The sequence below is a fragment of the Polaromonas naphthalenivorans CJ2 genome (genome assembly GCF_000015505.1).
Lineage (GTDB): Bacteria > Pseudomonadota > Gammaproteobacteria > Burkholderiales > Burkholderiaceae_C > Polaromonas > Polaromonas naphthalenivorans.
This window is the reverse complement of record NC_008781.1, coordinates 4,014,197-4,040,250: the sequence shown is the minus strand read 5'-3', so window position 1 is coordinate 4,040,250 and position 26,054 is coordinate 4,014,197. Positions and strand designations below refer to the sequence as shown.

The following is a 26,054-nucleotide window of genomic DNA, read 5'->3' as shown; positions in this document are numbered from 1 at the left end:
GCTGCGGTGCGTCCAGCCTCTAAAATCACCTGTTCGCAGCGCTAGGCTGCCCGCCCCGCGCCGGGGTTCTTTTTTCGGTATCCGGATTTTTCATGCAAGACAAATACAACCACCTCGACGTAGAGCGCAGCGCGCAAACCCACTGGAATGCCGCCGACGCCTACCGCGTGACCGAAGACGCAAGCCGCAAGAAATACTACGCCTGCTCCATGCTGCCTTACCCCAGCGGCAAGCTGCACATGGGCCATGTGCGCAACTACACCATCAACGACATGCTGAGCCGTTACCTGCGCATGAAGGGCTACAACGTCCTGATGCCGATGGGCTGGGATGCGTTTGGCCTGCCGGCCGAGAATGCCGCGCTGAAAAATGGCGTGCCTCCTGCCCAATGGACTTACGACAACATCGCCTACATGAAAAAGCAGATGCAGGCGATGGGGCTGGCGGTTGACTGGAGCCGCGAAATCGCCACCTGCGATCCGAGTTACTACAAGTGGAACCAGTGGTTGTTCCTGAAGATGCTGGAAAAAGGCATTGCCTACCGCAAGACCCAGGTGGTGAACTGGGATCCGGTCGATCAGACCGTGCTGGCCAACGAGCAGGTGATTGACGGCAAGGGCTGGCGCACCGGCGCCACGGTTGAAAAGCGCGAGATTCCGGGTTATTACCTCAAGATCACCGACTATGCCGAAGAGTTGCTGGGCAGCGTGCAGCACAAGCTGCCCGGCTGGCCCGAGCGCGTCAAGCTGATGCAGGAAAACTGGATCGGCAAGAGCGAAGGCGTGCGCTTTGCGTTTCTGCACGACATCAAGGACGCGTCCGGCGCGCTGATTGGCGACGGCCAGATGTACGTCTTCACCACGCGCGCAGACACCATCATGGGCGTGACGTTTTGCGCCGTGGCGCCTGAGCATCCGCTGGCGGTGCATGCCGCTGCAAGCAACCCTGCGCTGGCGGCCTTTGTTGAAGAATGCAAGTCCGGCGGAACGACCGAAGCCGAACTCGCCACGCAGGAGAAAAAGGGCCAGCCTACCGGCCTGTTCGTCACGCATCCGCTGACGGGCGACAAGGTCGAAGTCTGGGTGGGCAACTATGTGCTGATGAGCTACGGCGACGGCGCGGTCATGGGCGTGCCGGCGCATGATGAGCGCGATTTTGAATTTGCCAAAAAATATGGCCTGCCCATCAAGCAGGTGACGGACGTGAAGGGCCAGGCCTACAGCCTTGATGCCTGGGCGGACTGGTACGGCGACAAGCAGCACGGCATTGCCATCAACTCCGGGAAATACGACGGCCTCGCGTTCAAGGCTGCCGTCGATGCCATCGCGGCCGACCTCGCAGCCCTCGGCCTGGGCGAGAAAAAAACCACCTGGCGACTGCGCGACTGGGGCGTGAGCCGCCAGCGCTACTGGGGCACGCCGATTCCCATCATCCATTGCGACGAGCATGGCGCCGTGCCGGTGCCTGAAAAAGACCTGCCGGTGGTGCTGCCGATGGATTGCATCCCTGACGGCTCGGGCAATCCGCTGCACAAGCACGAAGGCTTTCACGCGGGCGTCGTCTGCCCGGTCTGCGGCAAGCCGGCGCGGCGCGAGACCGACACCATGGACACTTTTGTGGACAGTTCGTGGTACTTCATGCGCTATTGCGACCCGAAGAACAGCGAAGCCATGGTGGCCGGAGGCGCCGACTACTGGATGCCGATGGACCAGTACATCGGCGGCATCGAGCATGCGATTCTTCACCTGCTCTACGCCCGCTTCTGGACCAAGGTGATGCGCGATCTGGGGCTGGTCAAGGTCGATGAGCCGTTCACCAAGCTGCTCACGCAGGGCATGGTGCTCAACCACATCTATTCGCGCCGCACCGACAAGGGCGGCAAGGAATACTTCTGGCCGCACGATGTCGAGCATGTGCTCGATGACACCGGCAAGATCGCCGGCGCCCGGCTCAAGAACGCCGTGGGCGACCTGCCGGTGGGAACGGCCATCGACTACGAAGGCGTGGGCACCATGTCCAAGTCGAAAAACAACGGCGTCGATCCGCAGGACATCATTGAAAAATACGGTGCCGACACCGCGCGCCTGTACACCATGTTCACCGCGCCGCCCGAAGCCACGCTGGAATGGAACGACGCGGGCGTGGAGGGTTCCTACCGCTTCCTGCGCCGGGTCTGGAATTTCGGCGTCAAGCTCAATGCTATGAATTCAGGAGCTAATGGTGCAGATGCAGCATGCGCAAAAGGCCTGTTTGATAAAGAAACCAAGGCGCTGAGGCTGGAAGTGCATACCCTGCTCAAGCAGGTGGACTATGACTACCAGCGCATGCAGTACAACACCGTCGTCTCGGGCGGCATGAAACTGCTCAATGCGCTGGAAGATTTCAAGGGCGAGATTTCAGCCGCTTCCCTGGCTGCCTTGCGCGAAGGCTTCAGCGTCCTGCTGCGTTGCCTGTATCCGGCAGCGCCGCACCTGACGCATGCCCTGTGGTCCGAACTCGGCTATGCCGCCGAGGCTGGCGACCTGCTCGACACGCCATGGCCTGAAGTGGATGCCAGCGCCCTGCAGCAGGACGAGATCGAGCTGATGCTGCAGATCAACGGCAAGCTGCGTGGCTCGGTCACGGTGCCGGCCGGTGCCGACAAGGCCGTGATCGAGGCGGCTGCGCTGGCTTCGGAGGCTTTCGTCAAGCAGGCGGCAGGCGCGCCCGCCAAGAAAGTCATCGTGGTTCCGGGCCGCCTGGTCAACATCGTCGTTTAAGACACCTCACGCAAAAGGCACCCCATGCAGCGTCGCGCTTTTCTGGTCTTTTCCGCTTCTTCGGCTTCGCTGGCGCTGGCCAGCCTGGGCGGCTGCGGCTTTGCGCTGAGAAAAGCGCCCAATTTTGCGTTCACCACGCTGTACAGCGGACTGGCCGAGTCCTCGCCGCTGGGCGTGGAGCTCAGGCGCTCGCTGGAGTCCACCGGCAAGGTCAAGGTGATCAGCGATGCGCGCCGCATCAACGACGCGCAGGTCGTTCTTGACGTGCTTCAGGACCAGCGCGAAAAGGTGGTGCTCAGCCTGAACTCGTCGGGCCAGGTGCGCGAGTTCCAGTTGCGGCTGCGGTTTGTGTTCCGCTTGCGGACCCTGGCGGGCAAGGAGTTGATTCCGGCGACCGAAATTGCGCTTCAGCGCGACATCAGCTTCAACGAATCGGCGGTGCTGGCCAAGGAAGCCGAGGAAAGCCTGCTCTACCGCGACATGCAGAGCGATGTTGTGCAGCAGATCATGCGGCGGCTGGCTGCCGTGAAAGAACTCTAGGACTCAAGCGCCCACGCCAGCCAGCACCTGCATTTTGTTCGCCGCGTGGCTTTTACGGCGGATCAGCGCTGTATTCGACTCAAATCAAGACTTCAGTTCATAAAGCCGCTAAGCTGCCTCATCATGCAAACGGTCAGCCTGTCACCTCTTTCCCTGTCCCCATCGAGCCTGCCGGGCGCAGCGGTCAATTCCACGCCGCTGGCGATGCTCGATGATCCGCACGAATGGTCAGCCTTCAGCCGCTCCCTGGCCGCGCAGCCTTCCTGCTGGGAATCCAGCGTGGTGTTCGAAGGCATGCATTGCGCGGCCTGCGCGCTCACCATTGAAGATGCCTTGCGCCGTGTGCCGGGCGTGCTGTCGGCGGACGTCAGCGCGGCCAGCCATCGCGGCCGCATTGTCTGGTCGGACCAGGCCATCAAGCCGTCCGGCTGGATGCAGGCTGCCGCCCGCGCCGGCTACCCGGCCGTGCCCGCCAACGATGCCTTTGCCAACGACCGCCGGCGTGTCGAAACGCGCCAGGTGCTGTGGCGCCTGGGTGTGGCCGGCATGTGCATGATGCAGGTGATGATGTATGCATGGCCGGCCTATGTGGCCGATCCGGGCGACCTGGCGCCTGACATGGCGCAGTTGCTGCGCTGGGCTTCGTGGGTGCTTTCGCTGCCGGTGCTGCTGTTTTCCTGCGCGCCTTTTTTCCGCAATGCGCTGCGCGACCTGCGCCACCGGCGCGTCAGCATGGACCTGCCGGTGGCGCTGGGCATGGGAATTACCTTTGTCGTGAGTTCCCTGGGAACCTTCGAGCCCAACGGGATTTTCGGCGCCGAAGTGTATTTCGACTCCTTCACCATGTTTGTGTTTTTCCTGCTGACCGGGCGCTGGCTGGAATTGCGCCTGCGCGACCGCACCGCAGGGGCGCTCGAAGCGCTGATGAACCGTCTGCCCGACAGTGTGGAGCGGCGCGGCGCCGACGGTGTCTTCGAGCGCGTGGCGGTGCGCCGGCTCAGCGCGGGCGATGTGATACGGGTGCTGCCAGGCGAGGCTTTTCCGGCCGACGGCTTCATTCTGGAAGGCAGCACATTGGCTGATGAATCGCTGCTGACGGGTGAATCACGACCCCTGCCGCGCGGCAAGGGCGGCATCGTGATCGCCGGCAGCCACAATCTTTCTGCCCCCGTCGTTGTGCAGGTTGAGCTGACCGGGAGCGAAACGCGGTTTGCCCAGATTGTGGCGCTGATGGAAAGCGCTTCGACCTCCAAGCCGAAACTGGCGCAGCTGGCGGACCGCATTGCCAAGCCATTCCTTGTTTTCGTCCTGCTGGCTGCCGGCGGCGCCGGCGCCTACTGGTGGTCGCATGACCCGGGCCATGCGCTGATGGTGGCGGTGGCCGTCCTGATCGTGACCTGTCCCTGTGCGCTGTCGCTCGCCACGCCGGCGGCCATGCTCGCCAGCGCCGGAGCCCTGGCGCGCAACGGCGTACTGGTCCGGCGCCTGCAGGCGCTGGAAGCCATGGCCAGCGTGGATGCGGTGGTGTTCGACAAGACCGGCACCCTGACGCGCGATGCGTTTGCGCTCGGCGAGGTGCATACCCGCGAAGGCGTTTCAAAAGACAATGCCTTGGCCATGGCCGCCGCGCTGGCGCAGCACTCGCTGCATCCGGTGTCGCGCGCGCTGGTCGCGGCCGGGCAGGGCGATGCCTTGCAGCACGACGCCTGGGTCGTGCAGGAGGCCCACGAAACCGCCGGCCAGGGTGTATCGGGCCGTCTTTGCATTCACGGCAGGCCGGCGTCCGCCGTCATGGCGCGACTGGGCTCGGCCCGGTTTTGCGATGTGGCTGCGCCCGCTACGCCAGCGCTGCATGCGTGCCTGAGCGACGAGCAAGGCTGGATCGCCACCTTTGAATTGCAGGAAGACTTGCGCCCTGACGCCCATGCCACCGTGGCTTCGTTGACGGCCCAGGGCGTACAGGTCTATCTGCTCTCGGGCGACCTGCCCGAATCCGCCGCCCGCGTTGCCCGTCAAGCCGGCATCAACCACGCCCGGGGCGGCTGCACGCCACAGGACAAACTCGCCTTCCTGCGCGGCCTGCAGTCGCAGGGCCACAAGGTTGCCATGGTGGGCGATGGCCTGAACGACGGCCCGGTTCTGGCGGGAGCCCATGTGTCGTTTGCCTTTGGGCAGGCGGTGCCTCTGGCACAGGCGCAATCCGACCTGGTCGTCCTGGGTGACCGGCTGGGCAGCGTGGCGCAAACCTTATTTCAGGCGCGGCGCACTTTCGTCATCATCCGTAAGAATTTGTGGGGGTCCGCTATTTACAATGCCGTCTGCGTGCCCCTGGCTGTGTTTGGCTGGTTGCCAGCCTGGCTGGCCGGACTGGGCATGGCGCTCAGTTCACTGCTGGTCGTGCTCAATGCCCTGCGGCTGTCCACAGCCATTGCACCCTTGGAGAGCCTTTGATGGACATCCTTTTTTTGCTGATTCCGTTGTCGGTCATCCTGGTTTTTTTCATTCTTGGCGGCTTGGGCTGGGCTATTTATCGAGGTCAGTTTGAAGACATCGATGCCGAGGGTGAGCGCATTCTTCGCGATGATTGACTCACGTCAATCTTTGTTTTGTAACTAGTCGGTACGCTTGCAGTGTTCTTTAGATAAGAGGTAAAAATGAAATTTGCCAATGCACAGGCCACTACCTACAACGATACCGTTGTACGGCAGTTCGCCATCATGACAGTGGTTTGGGGGGTGGTCGGCATGCTGGTCGGCGTGATCATCGCCGCCCAGTTGGCCTGGCCAGAGTTGAATCTCGGGATTCCATGGCTCAGCTATGGCCGATTGCGGCCCCTGCACACCAATGCGGTGATTTTTGCGTTTGGCTGCTGCGGCCTGATGGGCACGTCGCTTTACGTCGTGCAGCGCACCTGCCAGGTGCGCTTGTTTTCCGACAAGCTGGCTGCCTTCGTTTTCTGGGGCTGGCAGTTGGTGATCGTGTCTGCGGCCATTTCCCTTCCGCTGGGCTACACCCAGGGCAAGGAATACGCCGAACTCGAATGGCCAATCGACATCCTGATCACGCTCGTCTGGGTGGCTTATGCCTTTGTATTCTTCGGCACGGTCGGCACCCGCAAGGTCAGGCACATTTATGTGGCCAACTGGTTCTATGGCGCCTTCATCATTGCCATTGCCATGCTGCACCTGGTGAACAATGCGTCCATTCCGGTCGGCTTCATGAAATCCTATTCCGCCTATGCCGGTGTGCAGGATGCCATGGTGCAGTGGTGGTACGGACACAACGCAGTAGGTTTCCTGTTGACGGCAGGTTTCCTGGGCATGATGTACTACTTCATCCCCAAGCAGGCCGAGCGTCCGGTTTACTCCTATCGCCTGTCCATCGTCCATTTCTGGGCGTTGATTTTTACCTACATGTGGGCCGGCCCGCACCATCTGCACTACACCGCCTTGCCTGACTGGACCCAGTCGGTCGGAATGGTGTTCTCCTTGATCCTGCTGGCGCCAAGCTGGGGCGGCATGATCAACGGCATCATGACCCTGTCGGGTGCATGGCACAAGCTGCGCGACGACCCCATCCTGCGCTTCCTGATCGTGTCCCTCTCGTTCTACGGCATGAGCACGTTCGAAGGCCCCATGATGGCCATCAAGACAGTCAACGCACTTTCCCACTACACCGACTGGACCGTCGGGCATGTGCATTCCGGTGCTCTGGGCTGGGTGGGCCTGATCACCATCGGCAGCATGTACTACCTGATCCCGCGCCTTTTCGGCCAGAAGCAGATGTACAGCATGAAGGCTGTGGAAGTCCATTTCTGGACCGCTACCATCGGCATCGTGATCTATATCGCGGCCATGTGGATTGCAGGCGTGATGCAGGGTCTGATGTGGCGCGCGGTCAACACTGACGGCACCCTGACCTATACCTTTGTCGAGTCGGTCAAGGCCACTTTCCCTTTCTATGTACTGCGATTGACGGGCGGCTTGCTGTATTTGAGCGGCATGGTGATCATGCTCTGGAATACATTCAAAACCGCCACGGCCGGTCGTTCAGTCACCGTCACCATCCCGGCTGCCGTGGCTCACGCTTGAGGAAAACAACAACATGGCTAATCAACAATCGAGCGGCGGTCTTTCCCATGAGAAGGTGGAGACCAACAATTTTCTGATGATCGTGCTGATCCTCATCGTGCTCGCCTTTGGCGGCCTTGTGGAGATCGTGCCCCTGTTCTTCCAGAAGTCCACCACGGAGCCGATCAAAGGGCTTCAGCCCTATACCGCGCTGCAGGTGATAGGTCGTGACATTTATGTGCGTGAAGGCTGCTACAACTGCCACTCGCAGATGATTCGTCCGTTCCGGGCAGAAACGCTACGCTATGGTCCCTACTCCGTGGCTGGCGAGTCTGTGTATGACCATCCGTTCCAGTGGGGCAGCAAGCGCACCGGCCCGGACCTGGCACGTGTGGGTGGCAAGTACAGCGATGAATGGCATCGGATTCACTTGAACAACCCGCGTGACCTGGTTCCAGAATCCAACATGCCTGCTTATTCCTGGCTGGAAAAAACCCCGGTCGATGATTCCTCCATCAAGACCCACATGCAGGGACTGCGTACGGTAGGCGCGCCTTACACCGATGAGCAGATCGCAGCGGCGCCTTCCGATGTCAAGGGGAAAACCGAGATGGAAGCAGTGATTGCGTATCTGCAGGTGCTCGGAATTCACCGCAAATAAACAGCCAGGAGACGGGTGATCATGGACATCAACACACTCAGATCCATCGTAACGGTGGCCACTTTTTTCGTATTTATTGGCATCGTGGCATGGGCCTGGTCCGGCCGCAATGCCAAAAGTTTTGAAGAGGCGGCCCAACTGCCCTTCAAGCAAGACGAATAGACAGCGCCAAAGAACTGGACAAGGAAGAAAAAAATGAGCGATTTCACCAGTAATTTCTGGTCGGTCTACGTGACGGCCATCTCTCTGGTCGGTATCTTTGCCTGCCTGCTGCTTTTGTGGTTTAGCGGCAAGGCCAAAGCCATGACCGCCAATGACAATACCACCGGCCACGTCTGGGACGGCGACCTGCGCGAGATGAACAATCCCCTGCCGCGCTGGTGGGTGTGGCTGTTCATCATCACCGTGGTATTTTCCCTGGCTTACCTGGCGATGTACCCAGGTCTCGGCAGTTATGCTGGCAAGTTTGGCTGGAGCCAGGTTGGTCAGTACGAAGCCGAAGTGGCCAAGGGCAACAAGGAAGTTGAACCCTTGTATGCCAAATTCAACAGCATGAAGCCCGAGGACGTGGCCGGTGATGCACAAGCCATGGCGATTGGCGAACGTTTGTTCATGAACAACTGTTCACAATGCCACGGATCAGACGCCCATGGCAGCAAAGGATTTCCCAACCTGACGGATAAAGACTGGCTGCACGGCGGTACGCCCGACAAGATTGTACAAACGCTGACGAAGGGCCGTATCGGCAACATGCCGCCCATGGCCGCTGCTGTCGGTTCATCCGATGACGTACGCAATGTGGCAAATTATGTTTTGAGCCTGTCCGGAAGTCCGCACGATTCAGTCAAGGCGGCTCTTGGGAAAAGCAAATTTGGCGCGTGCGCGGCTTGTCATGGTGCCGATGGAAAGGGAAACCAGGCCATTGGCTCACCTAACCTGACCGATGACATCTGGTTGCATGGATGGGGTGAAAATGCCATTGTGGCCATGGTCAATAATGGCAAGGTGAACCAGATGCCAGCCCAGGAGCATAAACTCACTGAATCTCAAATTCATGTTTTGGCATCCTATGTGTGGAGTTTGTCCAACAAGCCAGGCGCAGTAGCGCTGAAGTGATTTTTACCCAGCAAAGCCCCTACTGGGGCTTTGCATGGAGCAGTACCTGTGGAAAATTCAAAACCAGCTCCCCGAAAAGTCATTCCCATCGCGGTGATGGCCGGAGAGCCGTTGCAACCCTCGCCAGCAAGTGGCGACGGCGAAGCAATGAGCATTTACCAGGCGCAAAAGAAAATTTATCCGCGCAGCGTCACGGGCTTGTTTTCGAAGTGGCGCTGGGCGATGGTATTCATCACCCAACTTGTTTTTTACGGACTGCCATGGCTGGAGTGGGGACAGCGCCAGGCGGTTCTTTTCGATCTGGAAGCGCGGCGTTTCTATATCCTGGGGCTGGTTCTTTACCCGCAGGACTTCATTTATCTCTCTGGCATCCTGGTCATTTCAGCCCTGTCGCTGTTTCTGTTCACGGCCGTGGCGGGGCGCCAGTGGTGTGGTTATGCCTGTCCGCAGACGGTCTATACCGAAATTTTTCTCTGGCTGGAAAAGATCACCGAAGGCGACCGCTCCGCACGCCTGCGCCTTGACGCCAGTCCCATGTCTGTCAATAAGTTCACGCGCAAGGCCAGCAAGCAGTTCCTGTGGATTGCTCTGTCGCTGTGGACGGGGTTCACCTTTGTAGGCTATTTCACGCCGATCAAGGAACTCGGCATGAGTTTCATAGCCGCAGGCATGGGGCCATGGGAAACCTTTTGGGTTTTCTTTTATGGATTCGCCACCTATGGCAATGCCGGCTACATGCGTGAACAGGTCTGCAAGTACATGTGTCCTTATGCACGCTTTCAAAGCGCCATGTTCGACAAGGACACATTGATCGTCACCTATGACGAGGCACGTGGCGAGCCTCGTGGATCCCGCTCCAAAAAGGCTGATCCCAAAGTCCTGAATCTGGGTTCCTGCATTGATTGCACACTCTGTGTACAGGTTTGCCCTACGGGTATTGATATCCGCAAGGGGCTGCAGTACGAATGCATCAGTTGTGCCGCGTGTATTGATGTATGCGATACCGTGATGGACAAGATGAATTACCCGCGGGGTTTGATTCGCTACTCAACCCAGAATGCTGTCGCACAAGGCTGGGGAAGAGCGCAGCTCCTTCGCAAGATATTCCGCCCTCGCGTGCTGGTTTACAGCGCTATTTTGCTGGGTGTTACTGTTGCCTTGTTCACCAGTCTGCTATTGCGTTCACCGTTCAAGGTTGACGTTGACCGTGACCGTGCTTCGCTGGCGAGAATTGTCAGCGGTGGAAAGATTGAAAACGTGTATCGGTTGCAGGTGATGAATGCGACGGAAAATATGCAGAGTTACCGTATCACGGCAACCGGCTTGCCTGGCTTGATACTGGCCTCAGATGGAACCTTCTCGGTGGATGCTACCGAGTCACGCTGGGTTCCGGTCACCTTGCAACTGTCCTACGAAGCTGCAACTCCTGGTTCGCATGAGATTCATTTTGAAGTTGAGGCTATCAACTCCCCGGGGCGAGTGACCGAGAAATCGATCTTTCTGGTGCCCCGCTAATAACGGAAACTGCTATGAACACAAAAGATGGACAACCCTGGTGGAAATTCGGCCATGTATGGATGGTGTTTGCAGGGCCTGCCGTTGTCGTGGTGGCCTCATTCATTACTCTTTACCTGGCTATCAAAATTCCAGATCCTGTTGTTACCAGCTACGGTCAAGCCGCAAGGTCTGAGTCAGCAAGGCTGAATGCGCAATCCTCAGCCAATATGGCGCCTGCGATGCAGGCCAGAAATCATGCTGCTACGGGTGTGCCAGCGCCTGCCGAACCCTGAAAATGGCTAATACATTGAGACAGTTCTCAAGACCACGCAAGGCCTGAACATATGCTGGCCCGACGCATGATGTGGATTGCATGGCCCGCGTTCGTGATGGCGAGCGTGATGGAAGTGCTTGTGTTCGCGGTGGTTGATCCGCAGAGCCTGCACTGGTTTGGCCGGCCGCTCACCATGTCTCGCGAGGCCGTTTATACGCTGGCCTTCTTTGTGTTCTGGCTGCTGACCATGGCTTCGAGTGCTTTAACCGCCCTGCTTGCGATGTCGCCTTTCGACGTCAATCGCGGTCCATCGCCAGTTGACCAGCGGCCTTAAGGCTGTGCCAAGGAAGCCAGCCCTCATCAAAAGTCCGGCCCGCAAGATATTTGGGCCAGATTGTCAGCAGGGCTGCTGGTTATGGTTGACGATCAGTTTGAGCGCCTCGGTGTCAATGATGCGGACATGACGCTGCTTGACTTCCACAATGCCTTCTTCAACAAACTTTGAAAAAGTTCTGCTGACCGTTTCAAGCTTCAAGCCAAGGTAACTACCGATTTCCTCTCGCGTCATGCGCAGCAGGAGTTCGGATTGTGAAAAGCCCCGGGCATGAAGTCGCTGCACCAGGTTGAGCAAAAAGGCTGCCAGACGTTCTTCCGCACGCATGCTGCCCAGCAAAAGCATGACACCATGCTCGCGCACGATTTCGCGGCTCATGATCTTGTGCACATGCCGCTGCAGCGCCGCAACTTCACGGGAAAGCTCCTCAATCCGTTCAAAGGGCATGACGCACACCTCGGCGTCTTCGAGCGCTACGGCGTCACAGGTGTGGTGCTCCTTCACGATGCCATCCAGGCCGATGATTTCGCCAGCCATCTGAAAGCCGGTGACCTGGTTGCGTCCGTCTTCGGTGGTGATGCAGGTCTTGAAAAAGCCGGTGCGGATGGCAAACAGCGAAGTGAACCTTTCTCCGTTGCTGTACAGCCGGCCTCCGCGTTTGACCTTGCGACGGACCGCGACAATCTCCTCGATTTTGTCCAGCTCATCGGCCTTCAGGCCCATGGGCATGCACAGTTCGCGCAGGTTGCAGTTTGAGCAGGCAACTTTGATGCTAAGAGGATTCATGGGGAGTGGCTTGACATCGCTGGCTGCATCTCTGCGCTTGCCTGTTTCTGCAGACTCTGGTGTGACCTCAAACATAACATTCTCCTGACAAGGGTTCGTTGCTTGGTCCGAGACATGGTTGACCGCTGATCTACATCAAATAAACAAGACCGTGTTCGCGATACATTGGCAATGCCTGCCCCCCGAGATTGCGGGTGCGCGTTTCAAGGAACCGTTATGAACGCACTTGCGGTCGATTGTATGCCCATCCCTTCTCATGAATTGATACGCCGTTTTGACGTTTCCGGCCCGCGCTACACCTCTTACCCGACGGCAGACCGTTTCGTGGAAGCCTTCACGGCCGAACATGTAGCCCAGGCACTGGCCCAGCGCCGAAACGGGGCGGCCGCCATGCTGTTGCCACTGTCCCTTTACGTGCATATTCCTTTTTGTGAATCGCTGTGCTACTACTGCGCCTGCAACAAGATCATCACCAGGCACCATGAGCGCGGCGAAACTTACCTGCGCTACCTCAGCCGCGAAGTCGATTTGTACACGGCCCATCTCGGGGTTGGCCAAACGGTCAGCCAGTTGCATCTGGGAGGTGGAAGTCCCACTTTCCTGAGTGACGGCGAGTTGCATGAATTGATGGCCATGCTGCGGCGCAGTTTCAGCCTCGCGCCGGACGGCGAGTACTCGATTGAAGTCGATCCGCGCACTGTTGATTCCGCCCGCCTGGCCGCGCTGGCGGGGCTGGGCTTTAACCGGCTGAGCTTCGGCGTGCAGGACTTCGATCCTGCGGTCCAAAAGGCCGTGCATCGCGTTCAGCCTGCCGAACAGGTTTTTTCATTGATGGCTGCAGCTCGTCTGATGGGTTTTGAGTCCATCAACATTGACCTGATCTATGGATTGCCACAACAAACCCCGGAGTCATTTGATCGCACATTGGCCCAGGTGCTGCAGTTGCGGCCAGACCGTATTGCGCTGTATGCCTATGCCCATCTGCCCCAGCGCTTCAAGCCGCAACGCCGCATTGATGTTGACAAACTGCCTGATGCGGGCGCAAAGCTTTCCATGCTGTCGCGCTCGCTTTCGGCGTTTCAGGGTGCCGGCTATGTTTATGTGGGCATGGATCACTTTGCCTTGCCTCATGATGCGCTGGCCGTCGCCAAACGCCAGGGGCGTCTGCACCGCAACTTCCAGGGCTACAGCACCCAGCCCGACTGCGACCTGATCGGCCTGGGTGTGTCGGCCATTGGCAAGGTAGGCGCTACCTACAGCCAGAATACCAAGACCCTTGAGGAGTATTACGACTACCTGGATCAGGGGCGTTTGCCGGTCGTGCGGGGTCTGGCGCTGTCTCGCGATGACCTGGTACGGCGCGGCGTCATCATGGCGCTGATGTGTCAGGGACAGCTGGAGTTCGAGTCGATTGAACTGGCCTATTTGATTGATTTCAATAGCTATTTCGCCGCCGAACTGGAAATACTGCATGGCATGCAGGAGCAGGGCTTGGTCGAGGTTGACGCGACCAGTCTGCAAATTACAAAAATGGGCTGGTATTTCGTGCGTGGCGTGGCCATGGTGTTTGACCGCTATCTGCAGGCTGACCGTACGCGTGCAAGGTTTTCCCGGATCATCTAAAACCCCCACATGCAAACATCGCTGGCCATGACGGCATTACTAATGGGGCTGGCCGGCGGGCCGCATTGCATCGCCATGTGCGGTGCGGCCTGCGCGGGCATCGGCAATGCAGCCGGTGCGCGTAAAACCTCGGCCCTCTGGTCCTTCCAGGCGGGCCGGCTGGCCAGTTATTCCCTGCTGGGTGCGGTGGCGGCAGCGTCGATGCAGGGGCTGGGATGGCTGACCACGCAAACGGCGGTCATGCGCCCGGTCTGGACGCTGTTTCATGTGGCCGTGATGATGATGGGGCTGATGCTGGTGTTGCTGGCCCGCCAGCCGGTCTGGCTCGACCACACCGCGCGCAGCGTCTGGAGCCGGGTCAGGGCCTTCAATGCCGCCTGGGGTCGCGGCGCGCCGCTGGCCATTGGCGCGCTCTGGGCATTCATGCCCTGCGGTCTGCTGTATTCGGCCGTGCTGGTAGCCGCTCTGAGCGGTGGCCCGCTCGAAGGTGCGCTGACCATGGCACTGTTCGCCCTGGGCAGCAGCGTGTCTCTTTTGATTGGCCCCTGGCTGCTGCTGCGCCTGCGGGGCAGCGGCAGCGGCGAGTGGGGGATTCGGCTGGCGGGCCTGGCCTTGGTGGTCACTTCCGGCTGGGCCTTGTGGATGGGCTTGGCGCACAACACGGCGCCCTGGTGCGTCACGCCATAAAGGTTTGTATCCTTCAGGAGCGCCGCATCAGCGTGCTTTTACCAAACAGGCTTTCAATCAGCTCAAGCGCCACTTCCGCCGTGGCATTGCGCACATCCAGCGCCGGGTTCAACTCCATCACGTCGAGCGACGCCATGCGCCCGGTGTCGGCGATCATCTCCATGCACAACTGGGCTTCGCGGTAGGTCGGTCCGCCCTTGACCGCCGTGCCGACGCCGGGTGCAAAGCTGGCGTCCAGAAAGTCCACATCAAAGCTCACATGCAGGTGCGTGCTGTCGTCGATGCCGGCCAGCGCCGCTTCCATGGTGTGCCGCATGCCCATCTCGTCGATGTAGCGCATGTCGAACACTTCGAGCCCCGACTCCCTGACGAAGCGTTTTTCCCCAGCGTCCACGCTGCGGATGCCGATCTGGCGAATGGCCGAAGGCTGCAAGGCGGGCGACACCCCGCCTATGCCGGTCAACTCGGCAGGCCCATGGCCGCACAGCACCGCCACCGGCATGCCGTGCGTATTGCCGGTCGGTGTCAGCGCATCGGTGTTGAAGTCGGTGTGCGCATCGAGCCACAGCACGCGCAGGGTTTTGCCAAGCCGGCGGCAATGGCGCGCCACCGCGCTGATCGAGCCGATGGCCAGGCAGTGGTCGCCGCCCAGCAGCATGGGCATCTCGCCCTCGCTCAGCGCTGCATGAACCTCCTTGTGGACGGCATGGTTCCAGGCCGCCACCTCGGCCAGGTGCCGGTAGCCGCTGACCGGCGCCTGCCACGGGTTGGCCGGGCCGTTGATGTTTCCCCGGTCGGTGACGCGCAGGCCGTGGCCTTCGAGCGTGGGCTGCAGGCCGGCAACGCGGAAGGCCTCCGGGCCCATGGACGCGCCGCGCGTGCCCGCTCCGACATCGGTGGGTGCGCCAATAAGCCTGATGTGCTGTGTCATATTGAGGTCAATTCGGAGTTGAGGGCAGTGGCTTGATGACTGTCATTGCAAGGCGGGCTCAGTGACTGGGCGGGATGCCGTGGAAAAGGCAGGCCTGACCAACTGGTAAAGATCCTTGGGGTCGTCCAGTCGCGGAATCAGCGGAAGGGCGGCACCGAGTCCCAGTTGCTGCGCCTTGGCGTAAAGATAGCGCAATGCCGAAAAATCCTCAAGCGCAAAGCCCACCGAGTCAAACACCGTGATCTGCGCGGCATTGTCACGCCCGGCCGCTTCGCCCGCCAGCACCTGCCACAGTTCAGTCACTGCAAAGCCGGGCGCCATCTGCTGCAAATCACCTTCGGTACGGGTTTGCGGCTCGTACTCGACGAAGACCCTGGCAGCCGACAGCACGTCGGGATGAATTTCTGTCTTGCCCGGGCAGTCGCCGCCGACCGCGTTCAGGTGCGTGCCCGGCTTGAGCATGTCCAGGGTGATGATGGCGGCATTGGTCTTGTCGGCCGTGACGGTGGTCACGATGTCCACGTCACGCACGGCCTCGGCGGTGCTGGCGCAAGCCCGAAGGCGAAGGCCGGCGGTATCCGGGTTGGCCTGCAGGTTGCGCATCAGCTTGGCGGTTGCCTCGGCATCCACATCGTAGAGATTGATTTCCTCGATGCCCAGCAGGCGGTGAAAAGCCAGTGCCTGGAACTCGCTTTGCGCGCCATTGCCAATCAGCGCCATCACGCGGCTGTCAGGCCGGGCCAGGGCGCGCGCGGCGACTACGGAGGTGGCTGCCGTGCGCAGGGCAGTCGTCAGCGTCAGTTCGCTGATCAGGAGCGGCATGCCCGTCGCCACGTCGGCCAGCACGCCGAAAGCCATCACGGTGGACAGGCCCTGCGCCGTGTTTTTGGGATGGCCGTTGACGTACTTGAAGGTGTAGGTGTGGGCATCGGCAATCGGCATGAGTTCGATCACGCCGTTCTTCGAGTGGCTGGCCAGGCGGGCCGATTTGTCAAAATGCTTCCAGCGCAGAAAATCCTGCTGGATGCAGGCCGCCATTTCCCGCAGCGTTTCCACCATGCCCCGGCGGCTGACGAGGCTGGCCACGTCCTGCGGACTCAGAAAAAGAGTCTGGGGGTTGACTGCGGTGGGGTGTTTCATGGGTTGCCTCTTGCGTTGTTCGTGACGGTATGCGGGTAAGTGTGTTTCTCCAGCCCATCAATAACAAGTGTCAATAATGCTGCTAAATAGGCAGTTTGTTGACGTTTTGAATGCTTAAACTGCCGAAATGGACGAAACCGACCACCACCTCATTTCCCTGCTGCGCCAGGATGCCCGCTTGAGCGTCGCCGCGCTGGCAGCCAAGCTTGGCGTCTCGCGCGGCACGGTCACCAACCGCATCCGCAAGCTCGAAGACGACAACGTCATCGTCGGCTACACCGTTCGCCTGCGGCCCGATGTGCAGCACAAGGAGATCAAGGCCTGGATGAGCATTGCGGTGGAAGGCAACCAGACCCGCGCCGTCATTGCCAGCCTGCTCGGCGAGCCCGGCGTGGCCACGCTGCATGACACCAATGGCCGCTGGGACTTGCTGGCCGAGTTGCGTGCCGAAAACCTGCAGGATCTGGCCAAGGTGCTGGAACGCATCCGCCTGCTCAAGGGCATCAGCAACACCGAAACCAGCATTCACCTGGAAACCTACCGGCTATCGTAGGACTCTCCTAGAATCACGCCACTATGCAAATGGCTCCTGCCCAACTGACCGAACACCTCAAGCGGGGCCTGAAAAGCCTCTACACCCTGCATGGCGACGAACCCCTGCTGGTGCAGGAATTCGCCGATGCCCTGCGCGCGGCGGCACGGCAGCGTGGCTACACCGAACGCACGGTCCACACCGTGGCCGGCGCGCATTTCGACTGGAGCGAGGTGCTGGCCAGCGGCGGCTCGCTGAGCCTGTTTGCCGACAAGCAGATCGTTGAGGTCCGCATTCCCAGCGGCAAGCCGGGCAAGGACGGCTCGGTGGCGCTGCAGCAACTGGCCGAACGCGCCCAGGGCGACGATTCCACGCTGACGCTGGTCATGCTGCCCCGGCTGGACGGCGCCACCACCAAGGGCGCCTGGTTTGGCGCGCTCGAGAGTTTCGGCGTGACCGTCAAGTTCGAGCCGATTGACCGGCGCACGCTGCCGCAATGGATCGCGCAGCGCCTGCAACTGCAGGGCCAGCGCGTGGCCAACGGCGAGGAAGGCCAGCGCACGCTGCAGTTTTTTGCCGACCGGGTCGAGGGCAACCTGCTGGCCGCGCACCAGGAAATCCAGAAACTGGCGCTGCTCTACCCGGTCACGGGCGACGGCATCCTGAGTTTTGACCAGGTTGAAAACGCCGTGCTCAACGTGGCGCGCTACGACGTGTTCAAGCTGTCTGAAGCCGTGCTTGGCGGCCATGCGATTCGCGCCGCGCGCATGATCGACGGCCTGCAGTCCGAAGGCGAGTCCGAAGTGCTGGTGCACTGGGCGCTGGCCGAAGACATCCGCAGCATGAAACGGGTCAGGGACGCGATTCAGGCCGGCCGGCCCATGCCAATGGCGCTGCGCGAAAACCGCGTCTGGGGCGCAAAGGAAAAACTCTATGAACGCGTGCTTCCCGGCATGAGCGATGCCGCATTGGCGAAACTGCTCGATGCCGCGCAAAAGGTCGATGGCATCGTCAAGGGGCTGAAGCAGCCCGACTGGCCGACGAGCGGCTGGCAGTCGCTGCACCGGCTGGCCGGCATGGTCTGCGAACAGTGCGCGGCGCCGTCGCGGGCTTCGGCTGGCCGCGCCGGGCCGGGCGGCAGAGGCTAGAGCCGGGCGGGGCGCGGCGGCGTGCTGGCCGGAAAGCGCTGCCGCAGCGGTGCGGTTCCAGGCTGAACGAATGCTCTGTTATTGATAGCTGCCTACGCAGGTATTCATTGCGCCAGAGGCCGATTTGGCACTGAAATATTGTTTTCCCAGCGCTCCGTGGGATTGGCAACGAGGCTGCGCAGCGCCCAGAATTCAAGCCATTTAAGCCTCCAGCGCAATAAGCACCTGCGCAGGCAGCTATCAAATCAGGAGTAATCGTCAACGCATCATGTCAGAAAAGCCTCGACCTGCGACGCGCCCATCTCGCGGGGATGCGTCATGGTGCCGTGGCGGCCATGCCAGCGAACGAAAAACCGCACCCAGTAAAGGTAAACCTTCTCGGTGCTCAAGCTATAGTGCAAGTAGCGAATCCGCTCCCGCACCTGGTCAAGCAAACGGATGGTGTGCAAAGGCGGGTTGCGGGGTTTCATGGATGTATTTATAACTGTATAAAATTACAGTGTATTTACAAAAAACCCAATAAGCAAGCCAGTTTCAGGAGGTTTCCATGTCCAGATTACATTGCAGTTGTCGATATATACCGCAGAGCTTGCGGTATACATTACGTTGGGCATTATGAATAACGGTCTCGATCCAGACATCGCAGCTATGAAGCTCAGCGACGCTGAAAAATGGGGACTTCAGGTCTATGGAAACTACTCGCGAGCATTCGGAGAGCATCGCGTTAAGGAGTTCGTCGAGCAAGCCTCGCCGTTCGAGGCCGAGGTGACGCTCTTCGAGCAAATTGCCGGTCTTGTGGTCTCCGAGGAAGCTCGCGTTATACCGGTGATTGCAGCTGCTTACGCTGACGACCGGCTAGAAGAGATGTTTAAGCGCGAGATTCCGGATGGCGTTCCAGGAGGTCGCAGCGCGCTAATGTCGGGATTTGGCCCGCTGGCACGGCTGTCGCAAAGGCTTCAAATGGCCTTTGCCTTCGGTTGGCTCAGCAAAGATTTACTCATTGAGTTCGATCACATCCGAAAAATTCGCAATGACTTGTCGCACAAGTGGGACGTAGAGCTACTTGTGCGAAAGATGAATGAATTCATTGAGGAAAAGCAGACACCGTTCGAGGAGCAGTTGGGCGATGGCGTGCGTCTGCCGGAAAACTTCCATGAGTCAATGCAGCCCGTTGATCGGTTTAGGGTTCGAGCTGTTTGGATGCTCGGGCGGCTTACATACGAGGCTCGCCTTTGGGTTCCAGCCATAAAAGCTGGAATTGCGCCAAAGAAAGCTTTGTATGGACCGAATGCTCCAGTAATGCTGCGTGCGATAGCTGCTATATCGGTCAAAGCTACAAGGGAGATCGCTTGCTTATGAGGCCCAACTCATCATTCCACCGGACCGCCTTCGGCGGCCGGTGAATTCAAACGGTTAACTCCCGATGAAGCCGTTACATCTCATTTTTCAATTTATTCTGGGTGCCTTCGTGGCGCTCTGCTGTGGATGGGGCAACAGCGCCTACGCTCAAGCATGAAATCGCCCAGTCAGCCTCGCGCTTGAAAGCGGTCGGTACGACGACACCCTGCAGCAAAGCGAGAAAGCGCGCTACCAGAGCATCCTCGACGCCAGCCTGCGCAAGCTGAACGATGTGGGAATGATGGCGCGTCGTGATCGGCGACGTGGTGACTGAAATCACGCGCTGCGCCGACAGCATCCAGGCCGGCCTTGTCGTGGTGGGCCACAAGCACCGCAGCGGATGGGCCGCGCGCTGGTGGAGCGGCTCGGTATCCAGGGCCTTGATCAAGCACGCGCCCTGCCGGTGGGGCTGAAATGCTCTTGTTTCGATAGCTGCCCGTGCACGCCCTTCATGCGCTGCGGCCCTGAAAGGCTTGAATTTTCATTTTGGCAACGTCCACGGCCCCCATCATAATCCATGCCAGACCAGGGATTGCATGCGTGCAATCCCCATGCGATTTCCGCCATCGCCCCTCCACAATGGCGGTTTAAACAGTGCACCCAGCAGCCCCTGCCGGCAGAGGGTCAGGAACCAGCCGAATGCAGCACACCGCGTCCCTGTCCAAAAAGCTTTTGCGCATAGGCGCCAGCCTGCTGCTGCTTGCGCTGGCCTCCATCGGGCTGACCTTGTGGGTGACCTGGCAGCTTGAAGGCGGCGCGGCCGCTGTCAATGAAGCCGGGCGCATGCGCATGCAGACCTGGCGGCTGACCAGCGCCGTGCATGCCGGTACGCCACAACCGGAGCTGCAACGCCTGATCGGTAATTTTGAAGACAGCCTGTCGGTGTTGCGTAGCGGCGATGCCTCCCGGCCCCTGTTCGTGCCGTGGGATGAGCAGGTGCGCCAGCGGTTTTCCGTGGTCGAGTCATTGTGGAAGGTGCAGCGCCAGCAGTGGCTGACCGGGCCGGCATTGACCGTGGAAAGCTCGCTGCGGACGGCCGGCGATTTTGTCGAGGCCATCGACCGGTTTGTGCTGGCTATCGAGCGGCATCTGTCGCGGCTGACCGCCATCCTGAACCTGTTCCAGTTCGCCATGATGGCGCTGGCCATCGGCGGGGCGGTGATCATGCTCTACACCGGCTACCTGTACGTGATCAGTCCCCTGAGCCGGCTGCGGCAGGGGCTGGGCAAGGTGGAAGCCGGGGAATTCACGACGCGCATCGATGTCGATACCGAGGACGAGTTCGGCCAGGTGGCGGCCGGCTTCAACCGCATGGCCGCAACCCTGGAGTCGATGTACAAGGGGCTCGAATCCCAGGTCGAGGCCAAGACCCGGCACATCGAGGCGCAGCGCGTGCGGCTCGAAGCGCTGTATGAAGTCAGCGCCTTCCTGGCCCAGGCCAGCAGCATCGAGGAGCTGGCGCGCGGCTTTGCCCAGCGCGTGCGCACCCTGATGAAGGCCGACGCCGGCGCGGTGCGCTGGTCGGACGATGCCAGCCAGCGCTACCTGATGCTGGCATCCGACTGCTTTCCGCAGGACATGCTCGAAGAAGAGCGCACCTTGCTGGCCGGCGCCTGCGCCTGCGGCAACCTGCAGCCCGAATCGCGCACGCGCGTGATTCCGATCCTGAGCCATGACGAAATCCCGGTGCGCCGCTGCGCCAAGGTGGGTTACGAAAGCGTCGTCAGCGTGCCGATCCGGCTGCAGCAGCGCCTGCTGGGCGAATTCAACCTGTTCTTCCGCAGCGCCGTCACGCTCAGCGCCGACGAAACCGAGCTGCTCGACGCGCTGGCCAGCCACCTGGCGAGCGCGCTGGAAAGCCTGCGCGCCGCCGCGCTGGCCCGCGAAGCCGCCGTCGCCGAGGAGCGCACCCTGATTGCGCGCGAGTTGCACGACTCGATTGCGCAGTCGCTGATTTTCCTGAAGATCCAGGTGCAATTGCTGCGCAGCGCCTCGCACAAGGGCCAGGCGGCGCAGATGAAGCAGGCGCTCGACGAGCTGGACACCGGGCTGCGCGAAAGCATTGCCGATGTGCGCGAGCTGCTGGTGCATTTCCGCACCCGCACCAACACCGACGACATCGCGCAGGCGCTGCAGGAAACGCTGCAGAAATTCCAGCACCAGACCGGCTTGCCGGCGCACCTGACGGTTCAGGGCGACGGCCTGCCGCTGCCGCCCGATGTGCAGGTGCAGGTGCTGCATGTGCTGCAGGAAGCGCTGTCGAATGTGCGCAAGCATGCAGGGGCCACCCAGGTGGATGTCGAGGTGATCAAGGGCGAGAACTGGCGGTTTTTGGTGCGCGACAATGGCGTCGGCTTTGACGCCAGCCAGAGCCATAGCCAGTCGCATGTCGGCATGAAGATCATGCGCGAGCGTGCCGGCGGCATCGGCGCCCGGGTCGAGATCGTCTCCGGGCCGGGGCAGGGAACCACCGTCACGCTGACGCTGCCCGCGCACCCGGTGTCCAGGGGCCGCAGCACGGCCATCACCGGGCTGGAACTGGAGTCCCTGGGCTGATGCGTGGCGCTTGATGAAAAACCGTGCGTTTCAACACAAAATATCAATGAAATATGCCTTTTGCGCAATATACACGGGCGTAGTTAGCTATTTATTTAATAGCGCCTCAGCCTTCTGCAAAATGTCGCTCAGGCCTCACAAGGCGCAACCATGAACCTTATTCGTTTGCTGGTGGTCGATGACCACAACCTGTTTCGCCGTGGCCTGATTGCCCTGCTGTCGCAGGACGAGCGTTTCAAGGTCGTCGGCGAGGCCGGCGACATCGGCGAGGCGCTGCGCTGCGTCGAGCGCAGCCGGCCCGACCTGGTGCTGCTGGACAACCACCTGCCGGGCGTGCTGGGCGTGGACGGCATCGCCACGCTGAAGGCCGCCGCGCCCGGCATCCGCATCCTGATGCTGACCATGAGCGAGAACGAAAACGACCTGGTGGCGGCGCTGCAGGCCGGCGCCGACGGCTACCTGCTCAAGACCGTGGAACTCGACCATCTGTCGGAGTACATCATCCAGGTGCTGGCCGGCGAGTCGGTGGTCAGCCCGGAAATGACGACCAAGCTGGTCACGGCCTTTCGCGGCAAGCCGGCCCCGGCGGCGCTGCCAGCGCCGGCTATTCCCGGCGCAGCGCCTGAAGCCGCCGCTCCGCTTGAGGGGCCGGGCGCCGGCCTGCTGTCCGCCCGTGAGCGCGACGTGCTGGGGCTGATTGCGCTGGGCGACAGCAACAAGCTGATCGCGCGCAAGCTCGACATCGCCGAAACCACGGTGAAGATTCATGTCCAGCACATCCTGCGCAAGCTGCAGCTGACTTCCCGCGTGCAGGCCGCCGTGTATGCCGCCAATCGCGAACTGGGCTGAACCGGTGCGGGCCGGGTATTGACCTGCGTCAAGCTTTCGCCATTCTGACCCGGCAGTAGTTCTTCAGGAGTAGGGCGGCGGCGGCGGCCATCGTTCTTCTGGCGCGTGCGCACCTTCCAACGGTGGATAGGCAGCAGGCCCGAAAAACCCGACAGTCATGCAATGTCTCCTGGAGAAAAAAGCATGGCGTCCGAGCTGAACAATTCAAGAAAAGCGTGGTCGGTGCTGATCGTCAGCACGCTGGCCTTCACCGTCTGCTTCATGGTGTGGATGATGTTTGGCGTCATCGGCATCCCGATCAAGAAAATGCTGGGCCTCAACGCCACCCAGTTTGGCCTGCTGACCGCCACGCCGGTGCTGACGGGCTCCTTGATCCGCGTGCCGCTGGGCATCTGGACCGACAAGTACGGCGGGCGCATCGTCATGGCCGTGCTGATGGCCATCACCGTGCCAGCGATCTGGATGATGAGCTACGCCACCCAGTACTGGCATTTCATCACCATCGGCCTGTTCGTCGGCCTGGCCGGCGGCTCGTTCTCGGTCGGCACGCCGTATGTGGCGCGTTGGTTTCCCAAGAACCGCCAGGGCACGGCGATGGGCGTTTATGGCGCGGGCAACTCGGGCGCGGCGGTCAACAAGTTCGTCGCGCCGGTGCTGCTGGTGGCTTTCGGCTGGGCGATGGTGCCGCAGGTGTATGCGGCCATCATGCTCGGCACCCTGGTGCTGTTCTGGATGTTCAGCCACAGCGACCCGAAGCACCTGGTGCCCAGCAATGTCAGTTTCAGGGACCAGCTCAAGGCGCTGAAAGACCCCAAGGTTCTTAAATATTGCCAGTACTACAGCATCGTGTTCGGCGGCTATGTCGCGCTGTCGCTGTGGATGGTGCAGTACTACGTCGGCGAATACGGCCTGGACATCCGCACCGCCGCGCTGCTGGCGGCCTGCTTTTCATTGCCCGGCGGCGTGCTGCGCGCGGTCGGCGGTGTGCTGTCGGACAAGTACGGCGCGCACAGCGTGACCTGGTGGGTGATGTGGGTGAGCTGGATTTGCCTGTTTTTGCTGTCCTATCCACAGATGGACTTCACGCTGCTGACCGTCAACGGCCCCTCGACCTTTCACCTCGGCCTGAACATCTACGCCTTCACCGGACTGATGGCCGTGCTGGGCGTGGCCTTCGCCTTTGGCAAGGCCAGCGTCTTCAAGTACATCAGCGACGACTACTCGCACAACATCGGCGCCATCAGCGGCATCGTCGGCCTGGCCGGCGGGCTGGGCGGCTTCGTGCTGCCCATCCTGTTCGGCGCGCTGATGGACCTGACCGGCATCCGCTCCAGCGCTTTCATGCTGATGTATGGCGTGGTCTGGGTATCGCTGATCTGGATGTACTGGACCGAAGTGCGCCGCACCGAAGTCATGGGCCGCCACGCGGCCGTCTGACGCCCCAACTTTTACCGGGAAAACCACCATGAACATGAAACCTGCTTCCGCCGCAGGCACTGCCGTCCTGCCGTCCGGCAGCGACTCCGGCGCCGACATTGCCGACTGGCGCCCCGAAGACGAGAAATTCTGGGAAAGCACCGGCAAGCGCATCGCCTACCGCAACCTGTGGATATCGATTCCGGCGCTGCTGTGCGGCTTCGCCGTCTGGGGCATGTGGGGCATCATCACCGTGCAGATGCTGAACCTGGGCTTTCCGTTCACCCAGGCCGAGCTGTTCACGCTGACCGCCATCGCCGGCATCTCCGGCGCCACCATGCGCATTCCGGCCTCGTTCCTGATCCGTCTGGCGGGCGGGCGCAACACCATCTTCCTGACCACCGCGATGCTGCTTGCGCCTGCGATTGGCACCGGCATGGCCTTGCAGCACCCCGAATGGCCGCTGTGGGTGTTCCAGCTGATGGCTTTGTGGTCGGGCGTGGGCGGCGGCAACTTCGCCAGCTCCATGTCCAACATCAGCACCTTCTTCCCCAAGCGCCTGCAGGGCACGGCGCTGGGCCTCAATGCCGGACTGGGCAACTTCGGCGTGACCACGATGCAGATCGTCATTCCGCTGGTGATGACCGTCGGCCTCTTCGGCGCCTTCGGCGGCGAATCCAGGGCGCTGGTGAAAGACAGCGGCTGGATTTTCGGCAAGATCGTCGCAGGCACACCGACCTGGATTCAAAACGCCGGGTTTGCCTGGGTGTTGTCGCTGGTGCCGCTGAGCGTGCTGTGCTGGTTCGGCATGAGCAACCTCAAGACCGTGTCGCCCGACACGGGCGGCACTCTTGCCGCGTTCGCCAAGGTGACTTACCTGTACACGCTGGCGTTCCTGCCCTCGATTTTCATGCTGTACCTGTACTTGCCCGCGCCGACTGGCCTGGGCCTGCTCAACATGTGGGTCGCCATTCCGCTGGACATCGTTTGCGCCTTGTTGGTGATGCGGCTGGCGGCATTCGGCACGATGAAGGAGAACGTGGCCAAGCAGTTCGCTATTTTTCGCAACAAACACACATGGTCGATGACGGTGCTGTACATCGTGACCTTCGGCTCTTTCATCGGCTTTTCGATGGCCTTGCCCCTGGCGATCACGGTGATCTTTGGTTTTCAGCATATCCCTGACGCGGCGGGCGTCATGCAGCACGCGCTGAAGAACCCGAATGCGCCGTCGGCCCTGACGTATGCCTGGATCGGCCCCTTCGTGGGTGCTGCGGCACGCCCCATCGGTGGCTGGATTTCGGACAAGGTGGGTGGCTCCATCGTGACGCAGTGGATTTCGGCCGCGATGGTCGCTGCCTCTGCCGCCGTGGGCTACGTCATGCTGCAGGCCTACCAGTCCGCCACGCCCGAACACTACTTCATGCCGTTCATGCTGTTGTTCGTCGCCCTGTTCCTGGCCAGCGGCATCGGCAACGGCTCGACCTTTCGCAGCATTGGTTTTATCTTTGACCGCCAGCAGGCCGGTCCCGTATTGGGCTGGACTTCTGCTGTGGCCGCCTACGGCGCCTTCATCGCCCCGGTGGTCATCGGCGCGCAGATCAAGGCCGGCACGCCCCAGAACGCCATGTATGGCTTTGCGATTTTCTATGCCCTGTGCCTGGTGCTGAACTGGTGGTTCTACCTGCGCGCGGGCGCCGAGATCAAGAACCCCTGAGCGCTGCTTTAGCCCTCTTA

25 protein-coding genes are annotated in these 26,054 nt (G+C 60.8%); 21 read left to right on the top strand and 4 right to left on the bottom strand.

Annotated elements, in window-relative coordinates; genetic code table 11:
• Positions 1 to 92 precede the first annotated feature (92 nt).
• The 11 genes from leuS (at position 93) to PNAP_RS18875 (ending at position 11,251) form a co-directional block, all read left to right on the top strand.
• Positions 93 to 2,759: a leucine--tRNA ligase gene (gene leuS, locus PNAP_RS18920; protein ID WP_011803148.1), complete on the top strand. Its 2,667-nt coding sequence runs from the start codon at positions 93 to 95 to the stop codon at positions 2,757 to 2,759.
• A gap of 24 nt (positions 2,760 to 2,783) precedes the next feature.
• Complete coding sequence (locus PNAP_RS18915; RefSeq protein ID WP_011803147.1) at positions 2,784 to 3,299, top strand: LPS-assembly lipoprotein LptE; 516 nt, start codon at positions 2,784 to 2,786, stop codon at positions 3,297 to 3,299.
• Positions 3,300 to 3,422: 123 nt separating this feature from the next.
• Positions 3,423 to 5,750, top strand: coding sequence for a heavy metal translocating P-type ATPase (locus tag PNAP_RS18910; protein WP_011803146.1), 2,328 nt, complete (start codon positions 3,423 to 3,425; stop codon positions 5,748 to 5,750).
• Positions 5,750 to 5,887 carry a cbb3-type cytochrome oxidase assembly protein CcoS gene (gene ccoS, locus PNAP_RS18905; protein WP_029527230.1) on the top strand — a complete coding sequence of 46 codons (138 nt, stop codon included), beginning with the start codon at positions 5,750 to 5,752 and terminating at the stop codon, positions 5,885 to 5,887. Before PNAP_RS18910 ends, ccoS begins: the two co-directional genes overlap by 1 nt.
• Positions 5,888 to 5,953: 66 nt before the next feature.
• Positions 5,954 to 7,390: a cytochrome-c oxidase, cbb3-type subunit I gene (gene ccoN / locus PNAP_RS18900; protein ID WP_011803144.1), complete on the top strand. Its 1,437-nt coding sequence runs from the start codon at positions 5,954 to 5,956 to the stop codon at positions 7,388 to 7,390.
• 13 nt (positions 7,391 to 7,403) lie between these two features.
• The gene (ccoO, locus tag PNAP_RS18895) at positions 7,404 to 8,030 is read left to right on the top strand and encodes a cytochrome-c oxidase, cbb3-type subunit II (RefSeq protein ID WP_011803143.1); all 627 of its coding nucleotides are present in this window, start codon (positions 7,404 to 7,406) and stop codon (positions 8,028 to 8,030) included.
• Positions 8,031 to 8,051: 21 nt separating this feature from the next.
• The gene (locus PNAP_RS18890) at positions 8,052 to 8,192 is read left to right on the top strand and encodes a CcoQ/FixQ family Cbb3-type cytochrome c oxidase assembly chaperone (RefSeq protein WP_041376814.1); all 141 of its coding nucleotides are present in this window, start codon (positions 8,052 to 8,054) and stop codon (positions 8,190 to 8,192) included.
• Positions 8,193 to 8,225: 33 nt separating this feature from the next.
• Positions 8,226 to 9,146 carry a cytochrome-c oxidase, cbb3-type subunit III gene (gene ccoP, locus PNAP_RS18885; RefSeq protein WP_011803141.1) on the top strand — a complete coding sequence of 307 codons (921 nt, stop codon included), beginning with the start codon at positions 8,226 to 8,228 and terminating at the stop codon, positions 9,144 to 9,146.
• A 96-nt stretch (positions 9,147 to 9,242) separates the two neighbouring features.
• Complete coding sequence (ccoG, locus tag PNAP_RS18880; RefSeq protein ID WP_049763716.1) at positions 9,243 to 10,661, top strand: cytochrome c oxidase accessory protein CcoG; 1,419 nt, start codon at positions 9,243 to 9,245, stop codon at positions 10,659 to 10,661.
• A gap of 14 nt (positions 10,662 to 10,675) precedes the next feature.
• A complete protein-coding gene (locus tag PNAP_RS25895) occupies positions 10,676 to 10,936 on the top strand; it encodes a FixH family protein (RefSeq protein WP_011803139.1) in 261 nt (86 codons plus the stop codon).
• A gap of 51 nt (positions 10,937 to 10,987) precedes the next feature.
• A complete protein-coding gene (locus tag PNAP_RS18875) occupies positions 10,988 to 11,251 on the top strand; it encodes a hypothetical protein (protein ID WP_011803138.1) in 264 nt (87 codons plus the stop codon).
• Between the two features lie 63 nt (positions 11,252 to 11,314).
• On the opposite strand, the gene fnr is transcribed toward PNAP_RS18875, so the two are convergent.
• Complete coding sequence (gene fnr, locus PNAP_RS18870; RefSeq protein ID WP_041376813.1) at positions 11,315 to 12,037, bottom strand: fumarate/nitrate reduction transcriptional regulator Fnr; 723 nt, start codon at positions 12,035 to 12,037, stop codon at positions 11,315 to 11,317.
• A 216-nt stretch (positions 12,038 to 12,253) separates the two neighbouring features.
• Between fnr and hemN the strand changes: the two genes are divergently transcribed.
• Complete coding sequence (gene hemN / locus PNAP_RS18865; RefSeq protein ID WP_011803136.1) at positions 12,254 to 13,660, top strand: oxygen-independent coproporphyrinogen III oxidase; 1,407 nt, start codon at positions 12,254 to 12,256, stop codon at positions 13,658 to 13,660.
• Positions 13,661 to 13,669: 9 nt separating this feature from the next.
• Positions 13,670 to 14,347, top strand: coding sequence for a sulfite exporter TauE/SafE family protein (locus tag PNAP_RS18860; protein WP_011803135.1), 678 nt, complete (start codon positions 13,670 to 13,672; stop codon positions 14,345 to 14,347).
• Positions 14,348 to 14,360: 13 nt separating this feature from the next.
• On the opposite strand, the gene rocF is transcribed toward PNAP_RS18860, so the two are convergent.
• Both rocF and PNAP_RS18850 read right to left on the bottom strand, forming a co-directional pair.
• The gene (gene rocF / locus PNAP_RS18855; protein WP_011803134.1) at positions 14,361 to 15,278 is read right to left on the bottom strand and encodes an arginase; all 918 of its coding nucleotides are present in this window, start codon (positions 15,276 to 15,278) and stop codon (positions 14,361 to 14,363) included.
• 42 nt (positions 15,279 to 15,320) lie between these two features.
• Entirely contained in the window at positions 15,321 to 16,418 is a 1,098-nt protein-coding gene (locus PNAP_RS18850; protein ID WP_011803133.1) for an ornithine cyclodeaminase, read from the bottom strand.
• A gap of 127 nt (positions 16,419 to 16,545) precedes the next feature.
• On the opposite strand from PNAP_RS18850, the gene PNAP_RS18845 reads away from it, so the two are divergent.
• Both PNAP_RS18845 and holA read left to right on the top strand, forming a co-directional pair.
• Complete coding sequence (locus PNAP_RS18845) at positions 16,546 to 16,971, top strand: Lrp/AsnC family transcriptional regulator (RefSeq protein ID WP_011803132.1); 426 nt, start codon at positions 16,546 to 16,548, stop codon at positions 16,969 to 16,971.
• 23 nt (positions 16,972 to 16,994) lie between these two features.
• The gene (gene holA / locus PNAP_RS18840; protein WP_011803131.1) at positions 16,995 to 18,098 is read left to right on the top strand and encodes a DNA polymerase III subunit delta; all 1,104 of its coding nucleotides are present in this window, start codon (positions 16,995 to 16,997) and stop codon (positions 18,096 to 18,098) included.
• A 266-nt stretch (positions 18,099 to 18,364) separates the two neighbouring features.
• On the opposite strand, the gene PNAP_RS18835 is transcribed toward holA, so the two are convergent.
• On the bottom strand, positions 18,365 to 18,568 hold the full coding sequence (locus PNAP_RS18835; protein ID WP_011803130.1) for a phage integrase N-terminal SAM-like domain-containing protein: 204 nt from the start codon (positions 18,566 to 18,568) through the stop codon (positions 18,365 to 18,367).
• Between the two features lie 178 nt (positions 18,569 to 18,746).
• Between PNAP_RS18835 and PNAP_RS18830 the strand changes: the two genes are divergently transcribed.
• The 6 genes from PNAP_RS18830 (at position 18,747) to PNAP_RS18805 (ending at position 26,034) form a co-directional block, all read left to right on the top strand.
• The gene (locus PNAP_RS18830) at positions 18,747 to 19,457 is read left to right on the top strand and encodes a hypothetical protein (RefSeq protein ID WP_157040326.1); all 711 of its coding nucleotides are present in this window, start codon (positions 18,747 to 18,749) and stop codon (positions 19,455 to 19,457) included.
• Positions 19,458 to 19,747: 290 nt separating this feature from the next.
• Positions 19,748 to 19,909 (top strand): universal stress protein, encoded by a 162-nt coding sequence (locus PNAP_RS27970; RefSeq protein ID WP_332261688.1) that lies wholly within the window; start codon positions 19,748 to 19,750, stop codon positions 19,907 to 19,909.
• Positions 19,910 to 20,135: 226 nt separating this feature from the next.
• Positions 20,136 to 22,052 (top strand): type IV pili methyl-accepting chemotaxis transducer N-terminal domain-containing protein, encoded by a 1,917-nt coding sequence (locus PNAP_RS18820; RefSeq protein ID WP_011803127.1) that lies wholly within the window; start codon positions 20,136 to 20,138, stop codon positions 22,050 to 22,052.
• A gap of 150 nt (positions 22,053 to 22,202) precedes the next feature.
• Positions 22,203 to 22,901, top strand: coding sequence for a response regulator (locus PNAP_RS18815; protein ID WP_011803126.1), 699 nt, complete (start codon positions 22,203 to 22,205; stop codon positions 22,899 to 22,901).
• A gap of 183 nt (positions 22,902 to 23,084) precedes the next feature.
• A complete protein-coding gene (locus tag PNAP_RS18810) occupies positions 23,085 to 24,338 on the top strand; it encodes an MFS transporter (protein WP_011803125.1) in 1,254 nt (417 codons plus the stop codon).
• A gap of 34 nt (positions 24,339 to 24,372) precedes the next feature.
• Entirely contained in the window at positions 24,373 to 26,034 is a 1,662-nt protein-coding gene (locus tag PNAP_RS18805; protein WP_086000576.1) for an MFS transporter, read from the top strand.
• Positions 26,035 to 26,054 lie beyond the last annotated feature (20 nt).

Bases quoted from the DNA above. Each gene is read 5' to 3' on its own strand.
- leuS (WP_011803148.1), top strand. From the start codon at position 93: ATGCAAGACAAATACAACCACCTCGACGTAGAGCGCAGCGCGCAAACC.
- PNAP_RS18915 (WP_011803147.1), top strand. From the start codon at position 2,784: ATGCAGCGTCGCGCTTTTCTGGTCTTTTCCGCTTCTTCGGCTTCGCTG.
- PNAP_RS18910 (WP_011803146.1), top strand. From the start codon at position 3,423: ATGCAAACGGTCAGCCTGTCACCTCTTTCCCTGTCCCCATCGAGCCTG.
- ccoS (WP_029527230.1), top strand. From the start codon at position 5,750: ATGGACATCCTTTTTTTGCTGATTCCGTTGTCGGTCATCCTGGTTTTT.
- ccoN (WP_011803144.1), top strand. From the start codon at position 5,954: ATGAAATTTGCCAATGCACAGGCCACTACCTACAACGATACCGTTGTA.
- ccoO (WP_011803143.1), top strand. From the start codon at position 7,404: ATGGCTAATCAACAATCGAGCGGCGGTCTTTCCCATGAGAAGGTGGAG.
- PNAP_RS18890 (WP_041376814.1), top strand. From the start codon at position 8,052: ATGGACATCAACACACTCAGATCCATCGTAACGGTGGCCACTTTTTTC.
- ccoP (WP_011803141.1), top strand. From the start codon at position 8,226: ATGAGCGATTTCACCAGTAATTTCTGGTCGGTCTACGTGACGGCCATC.
- ccoG (WP_049763716.1), top strand. From the start codon at position 9,243: ATGGCCGGAGAGCCGTTGCAACCCTCGCCAGCAAGTGGCGACGGCGAA.
- PNAP_RS25895 (WP_011803139.1), top strand. From the start codon at position 10,676: ATGAACACAAAAGATGGACAACCCTGGTGGAAATTCGGCCATGTATGG.
- PNAP_RS18875 (WP_011803138.1), top strand. From the start codon at position 10,988: ATGCTGGCCCGACGCATGATGTGGATTGCATGGCCCGCGTTCGTGATG.
- fnr (WP_041376813.1), bottom strand. From the start codon at position 12,037: ATGAATCCTCTTAGCATCAAAGTTGCCTGCTCAAACTGCAACCTGCGC.
- hemN (WP_011803136.1), top strand. From the start codon at position 12,254: ATGAACGCACTTGCGGTCGATTGTATGCCCATCCCTTCTCATGAATTG.
- PNAP_RS18860 (WP_011803135.1), top strand. From the start codon at position 13,670: ATGCAAACATCGCTGGCCATGACGGCATTACTAATGGGGCTGGCCGGC.
- rocF (WP_011803134.1), bottom strand. From the start codon at position 15,278: ATGACACAGCACATCAGGCTTATTGGCGCACCCACCGATGTCGGAGCG.
- PNAP_RS18850 (WP_011803133.1), bottom strand. From the start codon at position 16,418: ATGAAACACCCCACCGCAGTCAACCCCCAGACTCTTTTTCTGAGTCCG.
- PNAP_RS18845 (WP_011803132.1), top strand. From the start codon at position 16,546: ATGGACGAAACCGACCACCACCTCATTTCCCTGCTGCGCCAGGATGCC.
- holA (WP_011803131.1), top strand. From the start codon at position 16,995: ATGCAAATGGCTCCTGCCCAACTGACCGAACACCTCAAGCGGGGCCTG.
- PNAP_RS18835 (WP_011803130.1), bottom strand. From the start codon at position 18,568: ATGAAACCCCGCAACCCGCCTTTGCACACCATCCGTTTGCTTGACCAG.
- PNAP_RS18830 (WP_157040326.1), top strand. From the start codon at position 18,747: ATGAAGCTCAGCGACGCTGAAAAATGGGGACTTCAGGTCTATGGAAAC.
- PNAP_RS18820 (WP_011803127.1), top strand. From the start codon at position 20,136: ATGCAGCACACCGCGTCCCTGTCCAAAAAGCTTTTGCGCATAGGCGCC.
- PNAP_RS18815 (WP_011803126.1), top strand. From the start codon at position 22,203: ATGAACCTTATTCGTTTGCTGGTGGTCGATGACCACAACCTGTTTCGC.
- PNAP_RS18810 (WP_011803125.1), top strand. From the start codon at position 23,085: ATGGCGTCCGAGCTGAACAATTCAAGAAAAGCGTGGTCGGTGCTGATC.
- PNAP_RS18805 (WP_086000576.1), top strand. From the start codon at position 24,373: ATGAAACCTGCTTCCGCCGCAGGCACTGCCGTCCTGCCGTCCGGCAGC.